This is a genomic window from Cryobacterium inferilacus, assembly GCF_019599185.1.
GTDB lineage: Bacteria > Actinomycetota > Actinomycetes > Actinomycetales > Microbacteriaceae > Cryobacterium > Cryobacterium inferilacus.
Window position 1 is genome coordinate 46,419 of sequence record NZ_JAIEUL010000018.1, and the last position, 22,208, is coordinate 68,626.

General features: G+C 71.1%; 21 protein-coding genes and 1 pseudogene. 13 read left to right on the plus strand and 9 right to left on the minus strand.

Annotated features, from left to right (window positions below; translation table 11 throughout):
- Positions 1-23: 23 nt before the first annotated feature.
- Positions 24-749 (plus strand): hypothetical protein, encoded by a 726-nt coding sequence (locus K2F54_RS14975; protein ID WP_220606654.1) that lies wholly within the window; start codon positions 24-26, stop codon positions 747-749.
- A 62-nt stretch (positions 750-811) separates the two neighbouring features.
- Positions 812-1,600 carry an alpha/beta fold hydrolase gene (locus K2F54_RS14980; protein WP_220606655.1) on the plus strand — a complete coding sequence of 263 codons (789 nt, stop codon included), beginning with the start codon at positions 812-814 and terminating at the stop codon, positions 1,598-1,600.
- Here the strand turns inward: K2F54_RS14980 and arsM are convergent.
- Both arsM and K2F54_RS19625 read right to left on the minus strand, forming a co-directional pair.
- The gene (arsM, locus tag K2F54_RS14985; protein WP_220606656.1) at positions 1,597-2,403 is read right to left on the minus strand and encodes an arsenite methyltransferase; all 807 of its coding nucleotides are present in this window, start codon (positions 2,401-2,403) and stop codon (positions 1,597-1,599) included. The two genes, K2F54_RS14980 and arsM, sit on opposite strands and share 4 nt — an antisense overlap.
- Before the next feature lie 72 nt (positions 2,404-2,475).
- Positions 2,476-3,483 (minus strand): GGDEF domain-containing protein, encoded by a 1,008-nt coding sequence (locus tag K2F54_RS19625; RefSeq protein WP_220606657.1) that lies wholly within the window; start codon positions 3,481-3,483, stop codon positions 2,476-2,478.
- A 182-nt stretch (positions 3,484-3,665) separates the two neighbouring features.
- Here K2F54_RS19625 and K2F54_RS14995 point away from each other — a divergent pair, with 182 nt between their 5' ends.
- Complete coding sequence (locus K2F54_RS14995; protein WP_220606658.1) at positions 3,666-4,079, plus strand: hypothetical protein; 414 nt, start codon at positions 3,666-3,668, stop codon at positions 4,077-4,079.
- Between the two features lie 126 nt (positions 4,080-4,205).
- Here K2F54_RS14995 and K2F54_RS15000 read toward each other — a convergent pair whose 3' ends face one another.
- Positions 4,206-4,946, minus strand: a complete 741-nt coding sequence (locus K2F54_RS15000; RefSeq protein ID WP_220606659.1) for a pyridoxamine 5'-phosphate oxidase family protein — start codon at positions 4,944-4,946, stop codon at positions 4,206-4,208.
- A gap of 118 nt (positions 4,947-5,064) precedes the next feature.
- Here K2F54_RS15000 and pdxR point away from each other — a divergent pair, with 118 nt between their 5' ends.
- From pdxR to K2F54_RS15040, 8 genes and pseudogenes are all read left to right on the plus strand, one after another.
- Complete coding sequence (pdxR, locus tag K2F54_RS15005) at positions 5,065-6,606, plus strand: MocR-like pyridoxine biosynthesis transcription factor PdxR (RefSeq protein WP_220606660.1); 1,542 nt, start codon at positions 5,065-5,067, stop codon at positions 6,604-6,606.
- Between the two features lie 310 nt (positions 6,607-6,916).
- A pseudogene (locus K2F54_RS15010) lies at positions 6,917-7,063 on the plus strand (flavin reductase); the annotation flags it as partial.
- Positions 7,064-7,073: 10 nt separating this feature from the next.
- Positions 7,074-7,769: an MFS transporter gene (locus tag K2F54_RS15015; RefSeq protein ID WP_308287689.1), complete on the plus strand. Its 696-nt coding sequence runs from the start codon at positions 7,074-7,076 to the stop codon at positions 7,767-7,769.
- Entirely contained in the window at positions 7,709-7,942 is a 234-nt protein-coding gene (locus K2F54_RS15020; RefSeq protein ID WP_220606686.1) for a hypothetical protein, read from the plus strand. The genes K2F54_RS15015 and K2F54_RS15020 overlap by 61 nt, the downstream gene beginning before the upstream one ends.
- Positions 7,943-7,951: 9 nt before the next feature.
- Positions 7,952-8,299, plus strand: coding sequence for an MFS transporter (locus tag K2F54_RS15025; protein ID WP_220606662.1), 348 nt, complete (start codon positions 7,952-7,954; stop codon positions 8,297-8,299).
- A 243-nt stretch (positions 8,300-8,542) separates the two neighbouring features.
- The gene (locus K2F54_RS15030) at positions 8,543-9,220 is read left to right on the plus strand and encodes a response regulator transcription factor (protein ID WP_220606663.1); all 678 of its coding nucleotides are present in this window, start codon (positions 8,543-8,545) and stop codon (positions 9,218-9,220) included.
- Positions 9,213-10,538 carry a sensor histidine kinase gene (locus K2F54_RS15035; protein ID WP_220606664.1) on the plus strand — a complete coding sequence of 442 codons (1,326 nt, stop codon included), beginning with the start codon at positions 9,213-9,215 and terminating at the stop codon, positions 10,536-10,538. Before K2F54_RS15030 ends, K2F54_RS15035 begins: the two co-directional genes overlap by 8 nt.
- 118 nt (positions 10,539-10,656) lie before the next feature.
- Positions 10,657-11,322, plus strand: a complete 666-nt coding sequence (locus tag K2F54_RS15040) for a PepSY domain-containing protein (protein ID WP_220606665.1) — start codon at positions 10,657-10,659, stop codon at positions 11,320-11,322.
- Here the strand turns inward: K2F54_RS15040 and K2F54_RS15045 are convergent, their stop codons facing one another.
- From K2F54_RS15045 to K2F54_RS15070, 6 genes are all read right to left on the minus strand, one after another.
- Positions 11,323-12,480: an NmrA family NAD(P)-binding protein gene (locus K2F54_RS15045; RefSeq protein ID WP_220606666.1), complete on the minus strand. Its 1,158-nt coding sequence runs from the start codon at positions 12,478-12,480 to the stop codon at positions 11,323-11,325.
- A 100-nt stretch (positions 12,481-12,580) separates the two neighbouring features.
- Entirely contained in the window at positions 12,581-14,719 is a 2,139-nt protein-coding gene (locus K2F54_RS15050) for an alpha-galactosidase (RefSeq protein ID WP_220606667.1), read from the minus strand.
- A 487-nt stretch (positions 14,720-15,206) separates the two neighbouring features.
- Positions 15,207-16,541 carry an ABC transporter substrate-binding protein gene (locus K2F54_RS15055; protein WP_220606668.1) on the minus strand — a complete coding sequence of 445 codons (1,335 nt, stop codon included), beginning with the start codon at positions 16,539-16,541 and terminating at the stop codon, positions 15,207-15,209.
- Positions 16,542-16,638: 97 nt separating this feature from the next.
- Positions 16,639-17,553, minus strand: a complete 915-nt coding sequence (locus K2F54_RS15060; protein ID WP_220606669.1) for a carbohydrate ABC transporter permease — start codon at positions 17,551-17,553, stop codon at positions 16,639-16,641.
- Entirely contained in the window at positions 17,550-18,491 is a 942-nt protein-coding gene (locus K2F54_RS15065; RefSeq protein ID WP_220606670.1) for a carbohydrate ABC transporter permease, read from the minus strand. Before K2F54_RS15065 ends, K2F54_RS15060 begins: the two co-directional genes overlap by 4 nt.
- Positions 18,488-20,551, minus strand: coding sequence for a beta-galactosidase (locus K2F54_RS15070; RefSeq protein WP_220606671.1), 2,064 nt, complete (start codon positions 20,549-20,551; stop codon positions 18,488-18,490). The genes K2F54_RS15065 and K2F54_RS15070 overlap by 4 nt, the downstream gene beginning before the upstream one ends.
- A 168-nt stretch (positions 20,552-20,719) precedes the next feature.
- On the opposite strand from K2F54_RS15070, the gene K2F54_RS15075 reads away from it, so the two are divergent.
- Together K2F54_RS15075 and K2F54_RS15080 are read left to right on the plus strand one after the other, a co-directional pair.
- Positions 20,720-21,742, plus strand: coding sequence for a LacI family DNA-binding transcriptional regulator (locus tag K2F54_RS15075; protein ID WP_220606672.1), 1,023 nt, complete (start codon positions 20,720-20,722; stop codon positions 21,740-21,742).
- Between the two features lie 161 nt (positions 21,743-21,903).
- On the plus strand, positions 21,904-22,173 hold the full coding sequence (locus K2F54_RS15080) for an acylphosphatase (protein WP_220606673.1): 270 nt from the start codon (positions 21,904-21,906) through the stop codon (positions 22,171-22,173).
- The last annotated feature ends 35 nt before the right edge of the window (positions 22,174-22,208 follow it).

Sequence of the window (22,208 nt, forward strand, 5' to 3'; positions counted from 1 at the left end):
CGGGCAGACACGGGGGACGTGACATGTCGGTGAAGACTATGGGGTTCGGGTTCGCGGGAGTGCTGCTGCTGGCGCTGACCGGTTGTGCGGGCGGCGACACGACGGATGCGACGCCAACGGCGTCCCCGACGGCGAGCGCACCGGTCAGCGCCGCGGCGACGCCGACGCCGACGGCCACACCGGACGCCGCAGCGGAATCCTCCCCCGTGCTCACCGACGCCGACCTTGCGGGCATCTTCACCGAGCTGCAGTTCGTGCCGGACGAGTTCGACAACACCGGCGGCATGATCGACTCGATCTACCCGGGCCTGACCACCTCCGACGTCACCTGCCTCACCCCGTTCGGAGTGGGCTGGGAACTGGACCTGGACAGCACCGGCGTGGAATTCGGCACCAGCAACGACCGGTCGATGACGGCCGTCGTCGCCAGCGTCGGCGACGCCGATGACGCCTCGATCCTCGTGGGCGACTCGGCGGATGCGCTCGTGCGCTGCGAGACCGGCACCGACCTGTTCGTGATGCAGAGCCAGCCCGTGCAGACCGAGGTCGAGACCTTCGACGCCGAGCTGACCGGCGCCGACCAGACCGTCGCGTTCCGGGTCACCGGCGATGTGGGCGGCACCCCGTTCACCCTCGTCGGCATGACCGCCCGCGTCGGCGGCAACGTCGTCGCGCTCGTCGGCTGGGACCCGACCACGAACGAGTCCTACGTGCCGATGGCCAGCCAGATGTTCGTCGACGAGCTCTAGCCCTGGCCGGCCGGCGCAGGACAAGGCGCCGGCGCATCCGCCCGTGTGGTCGAATAGAGGCGATGCATACTCCCCCAGCCCCGCCCGCCCGCACCGTCATCGCGCCAGACAACGTGCAGATCGCCACCTACGAATTCGGCGACCCCGACGCCCCCACCGTGCTGGCGGTGCACGGCTTCGCGTCCAGCGCGCTGGCGAACTTCCACGCCACCGGCTGGATCCGCGACCTGGTGCGCGAGGGCTACCACGTGATCGCGATCGACCAGCGCGGCCACGGCCAGAGCGACAAGCCGCACTCCGCCGACGCCTACTCGATGGACCTGCTCGTCACCGACGTGCTCACCGTGCTCGACACCTTCATGCTCGACGAGGTCGACTACGTCGGCTACTCCCTCGGCGCCCGGGTCGGCTGGCACGCCGCCCGCTTCATGCCCACCCGCATCGACCGCGCGGTCTTCGGCGGCATCCCCGACGGTGACCCGCTCACCCGCTTCCGGGTCGACGAGGCGCGCGCGTTCGTGCAGGGCGGCGCACCGGTGACGGATGCCCTCACCGCCGCGTACCTGAAGATGGCCGGCGCCATCCGTGACAACGACCTCGAGGCGCTCATCGCGCTCGTCGAGGGGATGCGCGACGGCCCGCAACCGCACGCGGCGAACGCGCCCGAGCAGCGGGTGCTGTTCGCCACCGGCAGCGAAGACAAGATTCTCGAGGCGTCTCGCGCGCTGGCCGAGGCCACCCCGCACGCGTCGTTCTTCGAGATCCCCGGTCGCAACCACTTCAACGCGCCCACGTCCCGGGCGTTCCGGGATGCCGCGATCGAGTTCCTGGGGCTGCCCGGCTCAGCCTAGGCCGGCTTGGTCGCCTGGATGATGGCGCCGTGCATCTGCGGGGCCACCTCGTGGGTGAACTGCACGCTCACGTCGGTGAACCCGGCCGCGGCCAGGGCCACCCGGTACTCGTCCTCGCTCAGCGCGCCCGCGATGCAGCCGGCGTACGACCCGCGCTCGATGCGCTCGCTCTCACTGAGCTGGTTCTCGGCGACGACGTCGGAGAGCCCGAGCCGGCCGCCGAGGGTGAGCACCCGGAACATCTCGTGCACGACGGCGTTCTTGTCGGCCGAGAGGTTGATCACACAGTTGGAGATGACCACGTTCACCGCGGCATCCGGCAGCGGGATCTCCTCGATGAAGCCCTTCAGGAACTCGACGTTGGTGGCGCCGGCCTCGGCCGCGTTGGCGCGAGCCAGGGTGAGCATCTCGTCGGTCATGTCCAGGCCGTAGGCGAACCCGGTGGGACCCACCCGGCGGGCGGAGAGCAGCACGTCGATGCCGCCGCCTGAGCCGAGGTCGAGCACCCGCTCGCCAGGCAGCAGGTCGGCGACCGCGGTGGGGTTGCCGCAGCCGATGCTGGCGAGCATGGCCGCGTCCGGCACCTCGGTGTGCTCGGTGCCGGTGTACAGCACCGAGCCGAACACGGCGCTGGTCTCCAGCGGGGTTCCGCAGCAGGAGCCGCTGCTGACATCGGTGACCTGCAGGGCCTGCGCGGCGTAACGCTCGCGCACCTGCTCGGTGATGGTGGCCTTCTCGGTCACGGTCTTCTCGGCCACGGTCTTCTCGGCCACGGTCTTCTGGGGCACGGTCGTCTCCGGCATCTGCGCGTCACTCTCCACTACATCGACGGATGTCGATATAGCCAGTATGGCCAGCGGATGACGCGCCGTCAATCAGGCCGGGATGACGACCCGATCGCGACCGGCCTGTTTGGCCTGGTACATGGCCGCATCGGCGGCCGCGACAAGTTCGGCCACCGCCTCATCGGTTCCACCGGAGCCCAGGCTGCCGCCGACGCTCACGGTCACCGGCGGATGCGGCGGCGCCACCTGGTGCGCCACCGCCACACGCACCTGTTCGGCCAGCATCCGCAGCTCGTCAGCCCCGGGCACGACCACGAACAGCGCGAACTCCTCGCCGCCGAGGCGCACCAACACGTCGCTGCGCCGGGAGACCGCGCCGATCGCGGTCGCCACCTCCACCAGCACCCGGTCGCCGTACGGGTGCCCGTACCGGTCGTTGATCGCCTTGAAGCAGTCGATGTCGAGCACCAGGCAGCCGAGCTGCTGGCCGGTTCGATCGGCCAGGTCGCTGAGGGCGGGCACCCGGTCGACCATGCCGCGGCGGTTGACGGTGCCGGTGAGCGCATCCGTCAGGGCCAGGCCCAGGGCGTGATCCCGCTCGGTGGCCAGAAAGCTGCGCAGCATCCCCACCACCACGCTGGTGGTGATCACCATGCCCACGAACACCACCGCGGTCTGCACGGGCGCCTCCGACCGCAGGCCCAGGCAGGCCGCCCCGGCCACCAGGCCCACCACGGTGGTGGTCACGGCCGCGGCGACCTTGAGCACCGCGACGGCCACCACCACCAGCGACACGATGGTGAAGCAACTCACGTCGCCCAGCTGGTCGGGAGCGAAGCCCACCCCGCCCACGACCGCGCCGCCGAGGGCGAGCCAGAGACCGGCGAGCCCGGCCGGCTCGGAGATCTGCCGGCGCAGCACGGTGACGGCGAACAGCGCGAGCAGGGCCGCGGCGGAGACCAGCATGATCCAGTTCAGCGGGGCTGGGTCGAGCGGGATGACGAGGACCAGCAGCGACCGCAGGCCGGCGAGAAGGGCGAGGACCCCGAGGGCAAGCGTTCGGAAATCCGCGTACGTGGTCGCGCTCTTGACCGTCACGGGTTCCTCTCGGCATTGCGGGCAACGGTTGATCCTATCGGCCACCCCGACCCCCGCGTGCGCCCCGCTCCACAACTGTTCCCCGTGCGAGCTGCCAACTCGGTCCGGAGCGCGAGCCGGGAGCCCGGGCCGTACACTGAGCCATCGAGAACAGCCGCATCGGGTGCGGGAAGGGACACGGCATGACGCAGAACGGGGCCACCGGGCGCATCCAGCCGGAGTCGACCGAGCACGCCATGCTGCGCGCACTCGGCGACCGCCTGGGCGTCGACCTCGAGTCGCGCACCCTCACCGTGCCCGGCGGCCTGCGGGTGGAGGTCGAGGGCATCGACCCCGCCGCGAGCGTGCTCGTGCAGCTGGTGGCCAACACCGGCACCCCCAAGTCGTCGCACCGCAACAACGCCATCGCCGACATGCTCAAACTGGTCTGGCTGCGCGGCGTCCTCCCCACCCGGCCCCGCCTGGTCATCTGCATCAGCGAGCCGCTGGCCCGCTTCTTCACCCCGGCGTCCTGGCCGAGCGCGGCCGCGGCCGATATGCACGTGGATGTCTACATCTTCCGGCCGGATGCGCCGCTGGAGCTCCTCACCCGCTGAGCCCGCGCGTCCGGCACACCGTCGGGTGCTCATTTCCGGACTTTGCACAGTCAGCAGGCCGCCGCACTGTGCGAAGTCCGGAACTCAGCAGCCCGCGAAGTCTGCAAACAAACGCGGCGCGAGCGCTCAGCGAGCTGCAGTGCGGGCCGCGTACGCCAGTGCCGCAGCGGATGTCGGCGTGCCGGGCGGGGTGAGCGCGGAGGTCTCCGGCGCCAGCGCGGTCAGCCGCAGCGGCAGCACCCCGGCCCACACCGCGCGGTCTTCGCCGTCGTCCGCCTCCTCTGAGGCCCCGTGCGCGCGCACCTTCACGCTGGCCTCGTCCAGCGAAAGCCGCAGCACGAGCGTCGCGGCGAGCTCGCGCTTGGTCATGTCGCGCACCTCGGCGAAGCGGCCCGGCATCAGGTGTTCGCAGACCACTCGCAGCGCCTCCCATTTCTCCGCGGCATCCGCGACCACCCTGGGCACGCCGAAAACGACGGCACTTCGGTAGTTCATCGAGCTGTCGAACAACGAGCGGGCGTAGACGAGACCGTCGAGGTGCGTCACCGTGACCGAGATCGGGGCGCCGGATGCCATCAATCGAAAGATGCCGCTGCCGGTGGAGCCGTGCAGGTAGATGGCGTCGCCGTCGCGGCCGAAGCCCATCGGCAGCACCAACGGCAGGCCGTCGCGCACGATCGCCACGTGGGCGACGAGGGCCTCGTCGAGAATCCGGTACAGCTCGGCGCGGTCGGTACGCTGGCGCTCGGGGGCGCGGGTGATGCGGGTGCGGGCGGTGACGGGCAGGGTGGCTGCGGGCTGGGCTGCGTCGGGCTGGGGCGGTGTCGAGCGGGGCGGTGTCGAGTGGGGCGGTGTCGAGTGGGGCATGCTACTAGGATCGAGCGCACACTGGATCGGCAACAGAGCCACTTTCGGTTACTTCGACTGGACCGGTTGCCGCATTCGGACGAGACGAGGGCGGCTGCACACCGAAAGAGGAGCCACGATGACCGCACACGACCTGCCGATCCTGCTCGACCGCGCGTCGGAGCTCCCGCTCGCGGCCCAACTCGCCACGGCTCTGCGCCGGGCGATCCTCGACGGCATCCTGCGCCACGACGAGGCCCTGCCCTCGACCCGTGCCCTCGCGGCCTCGGTGCGGGTGTCGCGCGGCACCGTGGTGGCCGCCTACGACCAGCTCGCCGGCGAGGGCTACCTGCTGGCACGGCCGGGCTCGGCCACCCGGGTGCGGGTGGAGCGGCACGAGGCGCTCACCGACGCGGTCCGAGACCAACGCGGTCGGCCGCTCAGGGGCCGGGCCACCCCCTCCGCGACCGGCACCGGCGCCGCGGGCGCCGCCCGAACCGGCGAGGCTTCTTCGGCCCCGACTCCCCCGCCGTTGATCGACCTGGCCCCCGGGCATCCGTCGACCCGCAGCCTCGTCGACCCGGCCTGGACCGCGGCCTGGCGCGCCGCCGTCGCCGCATCGGGGCGCAGCGACTCACCATCTTCGACCGGCACCCTCGAGCTGCGCACCGCCATCGCCGAGCACGTGCGGCGTGCGCGCGGGCTCGCCTGCCGCCCGGAGGACGTGATCGTCACGGCCGGCACCAGCGACGCCCTGGCGAGTATCGGACTCGCCCTCGCGGCCCTGGCCGGCGACGCCAACCAGCCGCGCACCCGGCCCACCCCGCGCATCGCCGTCGAAGACCCCGGTTACCCCACCGCCCGGCGGGTGCTCACCAGGGTGGGCGCGCACCTCGACCCGGTGCACACCGACGAGTCGGGCATCAACCTGACCGAGCTCGCCGCTCTCACCCCGCCCCCGCACGCCGTGCTCGTCACGCCGAGCCACCAGTACCCGCTGGGCAGCAGCCTCTCGGTGCAGGGCCGGCTCGACCTGCTCGAGTGGGCACGCGCCGCGGATGCCGTTGTCATCGAAGACGACTATGACAGCGAGTTCCGCTTCGGCACCTCGCCCCTGCCCGCCCTGGCCACCCTCGACAGCTCCGGCCGGGTCGCGCTCGTCGGCAGCTTCTCCAAGACCGTCACCCCGTGGATCCGTTGCGGCTACATCGTCGCCACCGGCGACCTCGGCGCGGCCCTCACCGCCGTGCGCGCCGACCTCGGCCCGTCGGTCTCCGGGGTGCAACAGGCGGCGCTCGCGCACTACCTCGACAGCGGCGGCCTGGCCCGCAACATCACCCGGGTGCGCCGCGAATACGCGCACCGCCGCGCCCTGGTGATCGACGCGCTCGGCGCGCTGCCCGGCGTGCGCCTGAGCGGCCTCGACGGCGGGCTGCACGTGGTCGTGCATCTCTCGCCGCCCCTCGGTGCGGGTACCAAGCCCAGCACCGGCACGGATGCATCCGCTCTCGTCACCGAGGCCGCCGCCCGCGGCGTGCGGGTCGCGTTGCTGGCCGACTACGCCGTGATCGACCGCGGGCAGCACGGCCTGGTACTCGGCTACGGCGCCCCGACCGACCTCGAGCTCGGCCGGGCGGTGGCGGTGCTCGCCGGGCTCCTCACGGAGCACGCCGCGGGCTGAGCGGGAGGGGCGCGACCCGCAGACACGTCACGGGGTCTCGACAAGCTCGACCAACGAGATGGCCCGGGAGTTTACCTGCGCGAAACAGCGGGCGGACTTTCACGAAATCTGCGCCGCTTATCGTAAAAGCCAACGGACCTCCGCGGGCCATTTGCCACCTGACACCCTCAGCACCAGCACTTCACCCGCTCGCTCTCCTCCACTCAAATAGTTGACTTGTGCCTTGGAGACCAGCGTGCAGCAGACCGACCCCCGACCCGTCCCGACGGATGCCTTCGACCCCGGCGAACTGCGCCGGGCCCTGGCCGGCATGGCCACCTCGGTCACCCTGGTCACCACGAACGTGAGCGGCGCCGCCTACGGCTTCACCGCCAACAGCTTCACCAGCGTCTCGGTGATCCCGCCGCTCGTGGCCGTGTTCCTGGCCGAGACCGCCGAGAGCTACCCGGCCTTCGCCCGCACCGATCATCGCCGCGTTCGGTTTCGGCCGGGTGCTCGCCAATATTCCGGCGGGCATCCTGCTGCGCTGGTGGCGGCCGCGGCCGTACCTGTGGGCGGTGAGCCTGCTGCTCGTGGTGGTCACCGGGCTCACCGGGCTCGCGCCCACCTCGGAGTGGCTGATCGCCGCCCGGGTGCTCGCCCGCGTGCTCGGCGGCGCCGCGATCACCATCGGCTTCGCGATCCTCGTCGCCGGTGCCCCGCCCGCCCGGCGCGGCCGGGTGATGGCCACCGTCACCGCCGTGCAGATGTCCGCCGGCGCGATCGGGTCGTTCCTCGGCGGGCTGGTGCTCACCTGGTTCCCGCTCGAGGTGGTGTTCCTGGTCGCCGGCGTGCCCCTCGCGCTGATGCTCGCCTGGGACGCGGTGCGCCCCGCCGCGCACTACTGCCCCGCGGCCGCGCCGTGGCGCCCGCGCCTGCAACACCGACGGCAGTCTCGTCAATGCCCCACACGGTGGTCGAGCCTGTCGAGACCCCACGACCCAATCCCGCCCCGCTGGATGCGTCGGTCGAGCCTGTCGAGACCCCACGACCCAATCCCGCCCCGCTGGATGCGTCGGTCGAGCTTGTCGAGACCCCGCGAGCCGGCGCATCGGTGCCGAGCGTGGGCGCGCCCAGCTACGCCGGCGTGGGGGTCGCCGCCATCGTCATCGCCCTGGCGCTGAGCTCCTTCGCCACCTTCTTCGCCCGCTTCGGCGGCGAACAGGGCCTGGTTCCGGTGGCGGCGTACGACACCGGCGGGCTCACCCCGCTCACCCTCGGTGTGGCGCTGGCCACGGCGACGCTGCTCTCCCTGGCCGCGCTGCCGGTGGTGGGCCGGCTCATCGACCGCGGCTAGCGGCTCGCCGTGCTGGTGCCGGGCGTGATCGCCTCCGCCGCGGCCCTGCTGCTCTTTCCGGTGGCGAGCGGACCGTGGCTGTTCGCCCTGGCCATCGTGCTCTACGGGCTGGCCACGAGCGTGGCGGGCATCGTGCCCACCGTGCTGATGAGCGAGGCCGTGCCCGCCCGGCAGAGCGGACTCGTGGTGGGCATCACGCGCACCGCCGGCGACCTCGGCGCCGTGACCGGGCCGCTCGTGGCGCTGGCCGTCTACGACGCGAACGGGCTCTGGCCGGCGATCCTGGTCATCGTGGAACTCCTGCTGCTCGCCAACCTGTCGCTGGCCCGGCTGCTGCTGCGCCGACGCCGCGCCTGAGGGTCACGCGCGCGCGCCGCGCATCCGCTCGCTCATTTCGGCACAAAGCACAGTCCGGGCCTCGAATGACCCTGCAAAGTTCCGAAATGAAGCCCCTCCGCCGCCTGGCGCGCGCTCACGCGCGCGACACGGGCGGCGCCAGCGCGACATTCTCGCTGATCACGGCGGTTTCAGCTTGCCTTCAGCGGCGTCGGCCAGACTGACAGTCACGGCCACCTGGCCGCAACCTGACGAGGGGGCCGGATGCGCGTGCTGGTGGTGGAAGACGAGGTGCGGCTGGCGACCGGCCTCAAGCGCGGCCTCGAAGCCGAGGGTTTCGCGGTCGACGTGGCCGGCACCGGGCCTGACGGCCTCTGGCTCGCCCGCGAGAACGAGTACGCGGTGATCCTGCTCGACATCATGCTGCCCGGGCAGAGCGGCTACCGGGTCTGCGAGACCCTGCGCGCCGAGGAGAACTGGACCCCGATCCTCATGCTCACCGCCAAGGACGGCGAATGGGACCAGATCGAGGCCCTCGACACCGGCGCAGACGACTACCTCACCAAACCGTTCTCCTCCGCCGTGCTCCTGGCCCGGATGCGCGCCCTCATCCGTCGCGGCGCCAGCGCCAGGCCCACCGTGCTGCGGGCAGGCGACCTGCAACTCGACCCCGCCACCCGCACGGTCAGCCGGGGCGAGACATCCGTTGACGTCACCGCCAGGGAGTTCGCGGTGCTCGAGTACCTGATGCGCAACCGCGGCACCGTGGTGAGCAAGCGTGACGTGCTCGACAACGTCTGGGACTTCGACTTCGAGGGCGACCCCAACATCGTGGAGGTGTACGTGCGGCACCTGCGCAACAAGGTGGACCGGCCGTTCGACCGGGCCGCGATCGAGACCCTCCGCGGCGCCGGCTACCGGTTGGCGGCCAACGGTGGCTGAGCGGCGCGGCCGGTCACTGCGCGGCCGGATCACCCTGGTCTCCACGGCCATCGTGGCCGTCACCCTGGTGATCGGCGCCATCCTGTTCGTGCTGGTGTTGCGCACGGTGCTGATCGCCGAGGTGGGCACCGCCGCCGAACGCGACCTGCAGCAGGTCGAGTCGGAGTACGCGCTCGACGGCGCCCTCAACGGGTTCGACCCCGATGACGACGAGATCCTCGTGCAGGTCACCGACGACTCCGGCGCCCTGCTCGCCGGCAGCGACGCCCTCGAGGGCCAGGCGGTGCCCCTGGACGACACCGACGACGCCCAGCTGGTGCGGGTACCAGACGAAGACGCCGCCTACCTCGTCGCCGCCGAGGAGCAGGACGGCCTCACCATCGCCGTCGGCCGCAGCGTCGAGACCGTCGACGAGTCCGTGGGCACCGTCGGCTGGCTGCTCGCCGGCGCCGTGCCGCTCCTGGTCCTGGTGGTGGCCGCGCTCACCTGGATCGTGGTGGGCCGGGCACTGGCCCCGGTCGAACGGATGCGCCGCGAGGTCGACGCCGTCACCGCCAGCAGCCTCGACCGGCGCATCAAGGACCCCGGCCGCGCCGATGAGATCGGCCGGCTGGCGCACACCATGAACGGCATGCTCGACCGGCTCGAGCAGTCCCAGCACGCCCAACGGCAGTTCGTGTCGGATGCCTCGCACGAGCTGCGCTCCCCACTCGCGTCCCTCCGCCAGTACGCCGAGGTGGCCCAGGCGCACCCCGACCGGGTCAACCTCGACGACCTGTCCGAGGCCGTGCTCGACGAGGGCGCCCGGCTGGAACGCCTGGTGCGCGGCATGCTGCTGCTCGCGCAGGTGACCGAACGCTCGGCCACCGCGACCGGCACGGCCGTGGACCTGGACGACCTGATGCTCGCCGAGGCCCGCCGGCTGCGCGACACCATGGCGCTGGGCATCGACAGCACCGGCGTGGGCGCGGCCAGGGTGCACGGCGACGAGACCCTGCTCGGCCAGGTGGTGCGCAACCTCGTCGACAACGCCGCCCAACACGCCTCCGGCCGGGTCACCCTGGCGCTCGGCGTCGTCGACGGGCAGGCCCTGCTGGTCGTCGAGGACGACGGCCACGGGGTGCCTCCTGGCGAGCGGGAACGGGTCTTCGAACGGTTCGTGCGGTTGGACGAGTCCAGGGCCAGGGCATCCGGTGGCACCGGTCTGGGTCTGGCGATCGTGCGGGAGAGCGTCGCGGCGCACCACGGCACGGTGCGGATCGTCGACAGCGAGCTCGGCGGTGCCCGGTTCGAAGTGCGCCTGCCCGCCGAGACCTAAGACCTGACGCGTTCCTGAAGCCGCGTTCAGCGGGCTTCAGGCTGGCTTCAGCGGTGACCGGGCACAGTGGGGTGATCAGCCACCGTAGCGGTGGCACCGCACGAACAAGGGACACACCGTGAAGAAGAAGACCATCTGGATCACCGGCGCAGCCGTCGCCACCGTTCTCGTCGTGGGCGGCGCCGGCCTCGCCATCGCCGACCCGTTCGACGGCTCGTTCGGCGACGACGGCCCGCTCACCGGCGACACCCTCGACCGGGCCAGCACCGCCGCCCTCGACGCCGTCGGCAGTGGCACCGTCACCGACTCCGATCTCGGCGACGACGACGACGCGCAGGCCTACGAGATCGAGGTCACCCTCGCCGACGGCACCGACGTCGACGTGGCACTGGACGACACGTTCGGCGTGCTCTGGGTCGACGGGATGCCCCGCGACGGCGCCGGATCGACGACCGGCACCGACGACGACGACAGCAGCAGCAGCAGCAGCGACGGCAGCACCGGCACCGACGACAGCAGCAACGGCAGCAACAGCGACGACGACAGCTCCGGCACCGATGCCGCCCTGCCCGCCCTCACCGATGCCGACCGTGAGGCCGCCTCCGCCGCGGCCCTCGCCGCCCTGCCGGCCGGCACCGTGGGCACCATCACCGAGGTCGAGCGCAGCGACGACTTCGACCACGCCTACGAGGTCGAGGTCACCCTGGAGAACGGCCAGGACATCGACGTCGAACTCGACGAGGCCTTCGCGGTGGTCACCGTCGAGGGCGTGCCAGCGGCCTGATCACTGCCAGCTGTGCCGGTTCTTCTCCACGAACTCGCGCAGACCGGTGGCCGGTCGGCCGGTGAGCCGGCGGATGCTCCGGTTCGGCACCGCCACCAGCCGGCGCCGCGCGGCCCGGTACCAGCCGGCCTGCGCGGCGACATCCGCGGCGGATGCGCCCTGTTTCACGGCCAGGTCGGTGAAGTCGGCCTCGCTCGTGGGCGTGTAGCGGATGGGCCGGCCCAGCTCCGCGGTGAGAATCTCGGCCACCTGCGGGTAACTCAGCGCCTGCTCGCCGGCGAGGCTGTATGCCTTACCGAGGTGGCCGGGCTCGGTGAGCACCCGGGCTGCGGCCCGGCCCACGTCATCCGCGTCGACGAACGCCACCTTGGCGCCGGCCGCCGGCAGCACGATCTCGCTGCGTCGACGGATGTCGTCCCGATAGAGCGTCGACAGGGTCTGCAGCAGCACGGTGGGCCGCAACACCGTGTGCGGGGCGCGGGTGCGTTTGAGGTACTTCTCCACCGCGTGATGCGGCGAGGTGTGACTGAACCGCACACCCGGCGCCGAGAGGAACACGATCTGCTCCACATCCGCCTCCTCCATCGCCTGGTCGATGAACGGGAGGAGGGTGCGGCCGACATCGCTGATCGTCGGTGGCACCAGTAGGAACACCCGGTCGACTCCGGCCAGCGCGCGCGCCCAGGTGCTGCGGTCGGCGAAGTCGAAGGCCCGCACGGTCACGCTGCTGTCGGCGGCGGTCGCCACGGCTGCCCCGCCCGGCTGAGCCGCCCCGGCGGCAGTGGACCCTCCGGGGCGGCCGGCCGGCTTGTGCGCCGGGCTGCGGCTGGGCTTCTGGTTGGGCGCCCGCGACGGCTTACCGAGCGGGCCGGCACCGGTTCGCCCCGCGCCCGGTGCCCGACCGGAGCCGGAGCGGTCGGGCTGGCTACCGGCGCGGTCGGGCCGGCCGCCGGCGCGGTCAGGCTGCTGGCCGGCCGCGGTGCCGCTGGCGCGCCTGGCGCTCTCGGCGAGCCAGGCGCGCGGGTCGCGCATGCCGGCCACCACGGTTTCGCCCACGGCGGCCAAGGCCTCCGCGACGGCGTGGCCCACGGTACCGGATGCCCCGGTGACCAGGATCGTGCCGGTGAGCTCTGTGCGCCGCGGCGACTGGTCGTCCATGCCCCTACGTTACCCACTCCGGTTCCGCGAGAGCGGTCGTGTGGTCACCTCACCCCGCTGAACCCACCACAACCCCGCTCTCGCGCGAGGGGCAAGCGGGTCAGACCGCGGTGAGGGTGAACAGTGCGGCCTGCTCGGGGGTGAGCAGCGGGGCCGGCAGGCCCACCCGGGCGAGTACGGCGCCGGTGAGCACCAGCTCTGGCGCACCCTCGGCCAACCAGGCCGGCGGGATGGTCTGCATGGCGTGCGGCGCCGGGCCCACCAGTAGCGGCCGCACCCGGTAGCGCCGCTCGGGGTCGAGGCCGGGGAACCGGATCGGCGCGGGCAACGCGGTGCGCGGCGCGGCCAGGGCGACCTGCGCGAACACCGCGGAGGCGCCATCCGTTGCCACCACACCGTGCAGTTCGAGCGCCGGGTCCGACCCGTCGGCGTGCACGATCACCCCAGCGTGCAGCAGCGCGCGGCGCTCCTTGTACACCGCGATCCAGGCGGCGATCTGGTCGAGCTCGGCGGCGGATGCCTGGGTGAGGTCCCACTCGATGCCGGCGCTGCCGAACAGTGCCGTGGCCAACCGGAAGCCGAGCGCCGAGGTGCGCCCGGTGGTGTGCGCGGTCGCGGCGCCGAGGTGGCCGCCGAGGTATTCCGGCGGCACCAGCACGCTGGTGTAGCGCTGGATCTGCTGGCGCTCCAGCGGGTCGTTCGTGTCGCTGGTCCAGACCCGGTCCACCCGCTCGAGGATGCCGAGGTCGATGCGCGCCCCGCCCGACGCGCAGGACTCGATCTCCAGGCCCGGCTGCGCGGCGCGCACGGCGTCGATCAATCGGTACAGCGCGGCGGTCTGCCGGTGCACCGAGCCGCCGAGCAGGTCCCGGTTGTGGTCCCACTTGAGGTACGCGATCGGGTATTCGGCCAGCAGCGCGGTGAGCCGTTCGAGCAGCCAGGCGAACGCATCCGGGTTGGCGAGGTCGAGCACGCGCTGGCCGCGCCAGGTGGGGGCGGATGCCGAACCGAGCAGCCAATCCGGGTGCGCCCTGGCCAGGTCGGAGTCGGGGTTGACCATCTCCGGCTCCACCCAGAGGCCGAAGTCGAGGCCCGCGGCATGCACCCGCTCGATCAGCGGGTGCAGGCCCTGGGGCCACTTGGCGGCGTCGACGAACCAGTCGCCGAGCGCGCGCTGGTCGTCGGTGCGGCCGGAGAACCAGCCGTCGTCGAGCACGAACCGCTCCACGCCCACCTGCGCGGCGGCGTCGACGAGGCGGCTCAGGGTGGGCAGGTCGTGGTCGAAGTACACGGCCTCCCAGGTGTTCAGCAGCACCTTGCGCGGCCCGCTGATGGTCGACCACGAGCGAATCCACGGGTGCAGCCGGGCGCTCAGGCCGTCCAGGCCGGCGTCGGAGTACACCGCGACGGTCCACGGGCTGGTGTAGCTGGCGCCTGCGGGCAGGCTCAGCTCGCCGGGCGCGAGCAGTTCGCCCGCGCCGAGCACGGCGTAGCCGAGGGCGCTGCGCTCGGCGAAGACCCGCTTGTCACCGCTGAACGCCAGGTGCACCGCCCAGACCTCGCCTCGGCGAAAGCCGAATCCGGGGGTACCGGCCACGGTGAGGTAGGAGTCGTCGTGGCCGGGCCGGCCGTGCCGGGACTCCCGGCTCCAGACGCCCTGACCGAGCACGCTGCGCTGCGGGCGGCGTTCGTGGCTCCACAGCCCGGTGAAGTCGAGCAGCTCGCCCGCCCGGTCTGGCACCGGCAGCATCGCGTCGAGGCCTGCCAGCTCGAGGGGGCCGGCCGCGGCATCCGTGGCGGTGTTGGTCACGGTGTGCCGCAGCCGCAGCACACCCTGCGCGGTGAGTTCGAGGTCGGTGGTCACGGCCACGGATGCGGACGCATCCGCCAACTCGATCGCCAGCGTGTTCGCGCCGCGCTCGTGCACGGCCACCAGGGCCAGCGCCGGGTCGAGCGTGCCGGCCGGGGCGCTGGTGCCCGTCGAGCCGGCGGCGGCGCGGAACCCGCCGAGGGCGGGGCGTCCGCTCCAGCCCTCGGCGAGGGCGGGCAGCAGGCTGAGCCGCAGCGGCACGTCGATCGAGCTCGGGCCGACGGGCGGCAGGCTGGCGGCGGCCAGCGCGGCCAGGTCGGCCGGGGTCAGCGCGCCGAGGTCGGCGCCCCAGTGCACGATCACCGGCGTGCCAGTGCCGGTGGCATCGAGGACGAGGCTGGTGCCGGCGGCACGGAGGTGGTGGATCATGACACTGCTTTCTTCGAGGAGTTATGGGGGAACGATAGCGCCCGAGCCGTGCGCTCCTGAACGGAGCCCGGAAGAGCTCCGCGGGTCACGCGCCGTTGCGCGGGTGGCACGCCACCCGCGTAGCGGCGCCGCCCCCGCGCGCCGCCCAACGCGGGTCAGACGCCGTTACGCGGGTCATGCGCCTGGGCCGGCGTCACGACCCAACGGATGCGTCACCGGGTCTCGACACGCTCGACCAACGAGACGGGGCGAGCACGCGGATGCGTCACCGGGTCTCGACAAGGTCGACCAGCGCACGGGTTGCCCCGCCGGGACCGGCGTGACGTGCTTGCAGGTCGTACCCATGCCGTTGGTCGAGCCTGTCGAGACCCCGCGAGCCGATCACCCGAACGCAACCCGCGCACGCGGTTCAGACGCACCGTACCGCCCGGCACATGGAGCGCCGGGCGGTACGGGGTAGTTCAGTCGATCAACCGATCAGGGCTGCCTACTCCGCTACGGGAATGGACTGGGCCTTGAGCGCGTCGACGGTGGACGTCTGGCCCGTGGCGAGGGCATCCGCGAGGGTGCCGTTGCCGCTGACGGCGGACTTGAAGCCGTCGGAGACGTCGTTGTACGTCTGGGTCATGGTCGGGCCCCAGACGAAGTCGGCCGAGACCTGGCCGGATGCTTCGGCGAAGACGTCGTAGATCGGCTGGTCGCCGTAGAACTCCACGCCTTCCTTGAGCACGGGGAGGTCCAGGCCCTCAACAGCGGCCGGGTACAGGTTGGCTGCCTCGTTGAGCATGGTCAGCGACTCGCTCGAGCTGTTCAGCCACAGGGCGAACTGAGCGGCTTCGTACGGGTGCTCCGAACCGGTGAACACTGCGGTGGACGAGCCACCCCAGTTTCCGCTGGCCTCATCGCCGGCTTCCCACTGCGGGGAGGCGGAGACGGACCACTTGCCGGCGGTGTCGGGTGCGCCGCTGGCGATGGAGTTGGCACCCCAGGCTGCGGAGTTCCAGGTCCAGGCTGCGCCGGTGTTGTAGGCGTTATCCCACTCGGTGGTCCAGGCCGGAACCGTCGACACCAGGTCGCGGTCGATCAGGTCCTGCCAGTAGTCGGCGACCATGATGGACTCGTCGCCGGTGAGGTCGACGTTCCAGTTGTCGCCGTCGTTGCCGAACCAGGTTCCGCCGGCCTGCCAGACTAGTCCGGCGAACTGGTTGATGTCACCCTGCGAGAAGTTGGTGATGTACGCGCCGGTGGCACGAACCTGCTCGGCGGCGGTGGCGTACTCTTCCCAGGTGGTGGGGATCGCGATGCCGTTGGCCTCGAAGAGGTCGGCGCGGTAGAACATGGCCATGGGGCCGGAGTCCTGCGGGATGGCGTAGACGGCGTCGTCCTCGTTGAAGCTGACCTGTCCCCAGGTCCAGTCCACGAAGTCGGCCTTGGCGTCCATGACACCCTCGCACGAGGCCAGGTTGACCAGGCCGTCCTGCACGCGGAAGTTCGGCAGGGCGTCGTACTCGATCTGGCCGAGGTCGGGCGCGTTGCCGGCCTCGAGCTGGTTGAAGAAGTTGGCGTAGGTGCCGCCGTTGCCGTTCGGGCCGGTCTGCCCGGCCACCTGGATGTCGGGGTTGGCTTCGTTCCAGACGTCGACGACCTCTTCGATGCCGGGGATCCACGAGGTGAAGCTCAACTCGACCGCGCCGTCTGCTGGCGCACAGTCGGCAGCGTCTGCGCTGTCGGTCGTGCCGCCGCCGGCGGCGGAGCAACCGGTCAGTGCGACGGTGGCTGCGGTGAGCAGGGCAACGGTGGCCGCTCTCTTGGTGATTCGCATTGTTTTCCTTTGTTGGGGTTTCGCTGAAAAGGAGTGGTGCAAGGTGACGCGGATGATGCGGGTATGGCTGGGTGAAACGGTCAGGAGAGTCTGGGGGTCACTTGACGCTGCCGGCGCCGAGGCCGTTGCGCCAGAAGCGCTGCAGCAGCAGGAACAGGATGATCAGCGGGATGATCGACAGCAGGGCACCGATGAGCACGTAGCCGCGCAGCTCGGGGATCTGGTTGACCTGGGAGTTCCAGGCGTACAGGCCGAGGGTCACCGGGAACAGGGTCTCGTCGCGCAGCATGATCAGCGGCAGGAAGAAGTTGTTCCAGATGGCCACGAACTGAAAGAGGAACACGGTGACCAGGGCGGGGAACATCAGCTTCACCGAGACGGTGAAGAAGGTGCGCACCTCGCCGGCACCGTCGAGGCGGGCGGCCTCGATCAGTTCGTCCGGCACGCTCGCCGAGGCGAAGATGCGGGTGAGGTACACCCCGAACGGGCTGACCAGGCTGGGCAGGAACACCGCCCAGAAGGTGTTGGTGAGGCTGACCTGGCTGAAGATCAGGAACAGCGGCAGCGCCAGCGCGGTGGCCGGAACGAGCACCCCGCCGAGCACGATGTTGAACAGCAGTTCCCGGCCGGGGAAGCGGTACTTGGCCAGGGCGTAGCCGGCCATGCCGGCGAACAGGGTGGCCAGCAGGGCGCCGGCGCCGGCGTACAGTGCGCTGTTGAGCATCCACTTGAGGAAGACGCCGTCGCGGTAGGCGACCAGGTTGCCGATGTTGGCGAACAGGTTGAAGTCGGCGAACCAGAGCGGGTTGGTGCTGGTGAACTGCGAGCTGCTCTTGGTGCCGGCGATGAACAGCCACCAGATCGGCACCAGGAAGTAGAGCGTGAAGACGAGCATCACGGTCATCGCGCCGATGCGGGAGAGCGGGCTCTCCTTGGCGACCTTGGGGGCCGGGGTGGTGGTCTTCACGCGCTTGGCGGAGCGGGCGACGGATGACTCGGTGAGGGCGCTCATTTGCCTTCCTTCCGCTGGGTGAACTTGAGGAACGAGAACGAGAGCACGAAGGTGGCCAGGGCCAGCACCACGCTGAACGCCGCGGCGAGGTTCACGTTGGGGATCGAGGAGGTGGAGTAGACCATCAGGTTCGGGGTGAACGTGCTGGTCACGGCGGAGCTGAAGGTGCGGAACACCTGCGGCTCGGCGAGCAGCTGCAGGGTGCCGATGATGGAGAAGATGCCGGTGAGCACGATCGCGGGCATGATCAGCGGGATCTTGATCGACCAGGCGATGCGCATCTGGCCGGCACCGTCGAGGCGGGCGGCCTCGTAGATCTCGGTGGGGATGGCCAGCAGCGCCGAGTAGATGATGAGCATGTTGTAGCCCACGTAGACCCAGGTGACGACGTTGGCGATGGCCCAGAGCACCAGATCGGCGGAGAGGAAGCTGATGTTGCTGGTGACGGCCGTGAACGGCGACAGGTTGGGCGAGTAGAGGAAGCCCCACATGATCGCGGCGATGACGCCGGGAACGGCGTACGGCACGAAGAAGGCGAGCCGGAAGAAGCGCTTGCCGCGCAGCAGCGGGCTGTCCAGCAGCAGCGCGAAGAGCAGCGCCAGGCCGAGCATGACCGGCACCTGCACCACACCGAAGGCGAGCACCCGGGTGATCGACTCCCAGAACGGTCCGTTCTGGAACACGGCGATGTACTGGGTCAGCCCGCCGAAGACCTCGGTGGCCTTGCCGAAGGTGCCGTCGCGTTCCACCACGAGCAGCGACTGGTAGATCGCGTAGCCGATCGGCACCAGGTAGAACAGGGTGAAGAGCACGGCGAACGGAACGATGAAGACGGCGATCGCCTTCGGGTGCGACACCTTGATCTTGCGGGGCTTCGGTGCCGGACTGCGCGGTGCCGCGCTCCGGGCATCCGCAGCCGGAAGGGCTGGTGCGCTCATGATGCGGTGTCCTCTCTGAGTACGCGTACGGCTCCGGCCGGTACGCGCAGGGTGCTGGTGACGGTGAGGCCGGTGACGAGCTCGTGCCCGTCGCCGCTGACCTGAACGTCGGTGTCGCCGTGGTTGATGATGAAGCGGTAGGAGCGGTCGGCGGCGGCGCGACGGATGACCTCGACGAGGCCGTCGCCGACCGGGCCGGCCGCGGTGACGCGGGCCTGCCCGGCGATGGTGCCCAGCAGGTCGCGGTAGGTGTCGGCGTCCGGCGCCGTCGCCAGGTACCAGGCGGTGCCGGCGCCGTGCCGGTTGCGGGTGAGCGCGGGCACACCGGTGAGGGCACCGTCGGTGTAGTGCGCCACGGCCTCCGCCCCGGCCAGCTGCAGGCGTTCGGTCCACAGGGTACCGGTGGCGCCGTTGGATAGGCCGATCGGCGCGTGCAGCCCCACGGTGGTGCCGGGGCGCAGCGGCGCGAACTCCTCGACGCGCACGCCGAGCAGGTCGCGGAACGCACCGGGGTAGCCGCCGAGGCGCACCCGGTCATCCTCATCGACGATGCCGCTGTAGAAGGTGACCAGGGCGTGACCGCCGTCGGCGACGAAGCCGGCGAGGTTGGCGGCCTGGGAGTCGGTGACCAGGTACAGCGCGGGCGCCACGACGAGGCGGTAGCCGGAGAGGTCGGCATCCGGGGAGACGATGTCGACGGTGACGCCGAGCCGGTGCAGCGCGGTGTACGCGGCGTGCACCTGCTCGAGGTATTTCACCGACTGGGACGGCCGGGACTCGCCGTCTCCGGCCCACCAGGCCTCCCAGCTGAACAGGATCGCGGCATCCGCGACGACGCGGGTGCCGATGATCTCGTCGAGCTTGTCGAGGGTGGCGCCCAGCTGCACGACCTCGCGCCAGAGCACGGTGTCGGTGCCGGCGTGCGGCACGAGCGCGGAGTGGAATTTCTCCGAGCCCTGCTGGGAGGCTCGCCACTGGAAGAAGCAGATCGCGTCGGCGCCGCGGGCCACGTGGGCCAGCGAGTTGCGGGTCATCTCCCCCGGCGTCTTGGCCAGGTTCAGCGGCTGCCAGTTCACGGCGCTGGTGGCCTGCTCCATCAGCAGCCAGGCGTTGCCGCCGGCCAGCCCACGGGTGAGGTCGGCGGCGAAGGCCAGCTCGGTGGTGGGGTCGGCGAGGCGGTGGTCGAGGTAGTGGTCGTTGGCCACGACGTCAACGACGGATGCCCAACGCCAGTAGTCGAGGTTCTTGATGTGCGCGGTGACCATGAAGTTCGTTGTGACCGGCACGGTGCTGTGCCGGCGGATGACGGCCTCTTCGGCCTGGTAGTAGCCGAGCAGTTCGTCGGAGCTGAAGCGCTGGAAATCGAGCACCTGGCCGGGGTTGCGGCTGGACAGGGTGAGCCGGGGGGTGTGGATCTCGGCCCAGTCGGTGTAGCGCTGGCTCCAGAAGCTCGTTCCCCAGGCGGCGTTGAGCGCGGCGATGGTGCTGTACTTCGCTTCCAGCCAAAGCCGGAATGCGGCGGCGGAGTCGTCGTCGTAGCAGAGCGCGTTGTGGCAGCCGAGTTCGTTGGAGACGTGCCAGAGGGCCACGGCCGGGTGGGCGCCGTAGCGGCGGGCCACCTGCTCGACCAGGCGCAGGGCGTGCTCGCGGAACACCGGCGAGCTCGGGCACCAGGCCTGGCGGCCGCCGGGGTAGCGGGTGGTGCCGTCCTCGGTCTGCGGCAGGATCTCGGGGTGCAGCGTGGTCAGCCACGGCGGCGGCGACGAGGTGCCGGTGCCCAGGTTCACCCGGATGCCGTGCTCGTGCAGCAGCTCGATGATGGTGTCGAGCAGGGTGAAGTCGTACACGCCGGGGGCGGGCTCGAGCGCGGACCAGCCGAAGATGTTGATCGCGACGAGGTCGACGCCGGCCTGCTGCATGAGCAGCACGTCCTCGGCCCAGACGTCTGGTCCCCACTGCTCGGGGTTGTAGTCGCAGCCGTAGGCGATGCCGTCCTGTGTGAACGGGGTCGCCGAGGTGACGGGGTGCGTCACGGCGGGACTGGCTACTGCGGTGTTCATGTGCTCCTGCTTCTGCGGGTGGCCCCGGTGGGACCGGCCCCGATTCGACGTTCTGTGAACGTGCACAGATCGAGGAGCAAATGACTCCTCATTGAGTGTCTGTGAACGTACACAGAGTAAGTACAGCTCGGCCACGATGTCAAGCTGACGGACGGGTACAGTTATCGAATGGTGACAATCCCGGGCCGACGCAAGCGCGCGACGATCCATGACGTGGCGGCGGAGGCCGGCGTGTCCCGCGGCACCGTCAGCCGGGTCGTGAACAACGAGCCCTACGTCTCCGCCGAGGCCAGGGTGGCCATCGAGGCCGCCATCGAGAAGGTCGGCTACGTGCCGAACACCGCCGCCCGCAACCTGGTGATGCAGCGTTCCCAGGCGGTGGGCCTGATCGTGCACGAGCCGCACTCGCTCTTCCTCGAAGACCCCAACATCGGTGAGATCCTGCTCGGCGCCAACTCCGCGCTCTCCCGCGCCGACTACCAGATGGTCAGCCTGGTGATCGAGTCCGACCGGGACACCGAGCGGGTGGCGCGCTACCTCTCCGGTGGCTTCGTCGACGGCGTGGTCGTCGTCTCCGCCAGGGAGCAGGACCCGATCACCCGGGTGATCGAACGGCTGGACCTGCCGGCCGCGTTCGTCGGGCATCCGCAGGACCTGCGCGACCTGCCCTACGTGGGCATCAACAACCGCACCGCCGCCCGCGCCATCACCGAGCGGCTGATCGGCACCGGACGCACCCGCATCGGCATGATCGCCGCGGCGCTCGACCGCGACTCCGGCTCCGACCGGCTGGCCGGCTACACGGATGCCCTGGGCGACCGGTTCGACCCCGCCCTGGTGGCGCCGGTGCCGCTGTACACCTACACCGACGGCCGCGACGGCATGCGCGCGCTGCTGGCCCAGGACCCCTCGATCGACGGGGTGTTCGCGGCCTCAGACGTGATCGCCGCCGGCGCCCTCAACGCCCTGCGCGAGGCCGGCCGGCGCGTGCCCGAGGACGTGGGCATCGTCGGCTTCGACGACAGCGCCTGGGCGCTGCGCTGCCAGCCGCTGCTCTCCACGGTGCGCCAGCCCGCCAACGGCCTCGGCCAGCGCGCGGCCGAGTCCGTGCTCAGCCAGCTGCGCGGGGAACCCGCCGAGCTCGGCGGCATCCTGCTCGACACCGAGATCGTCTGGCGCGACTCCGCCTGACCCGCGCGGCTGCGCGGCTCCCCCGTACGCAACTGTTCCCCAAGCGGACAATTGCGCCCGGCACACCGGGACCAATTGTCCGCACGGGTAACAGTTGGGCCGTATAGCCCGGGCCGGCCGCTGGGGTTGCCGCGGCGGCGGGCGGCGCACACAATGGGGGCGTGAGTCGCAAACGGGTGATCGTCAACGGGCTGGTGCAGGGCGTGGGCTTTCGGTACTACACCGAGGCACAGGCCGGCAGTCTGGGGTTGGGCGGATTCGTGCGCAACCGAGCAGACGGGGCCGTCGAGGCCGAGATCGAGGGCGACGACGCGGCCGTCGAGCGGATGCTGGACTGGCTGCACACCGGGCCGCGGTCAGCGAGCGTGCAATCGGTGCAGGTGACCGACCTGGCCGAGCACGGCGAGGCGAGTTTCAGCATCCGGCTGTGAGCGACGGCGGCCGGGCTGGCCCGAGCCAGGGGCAC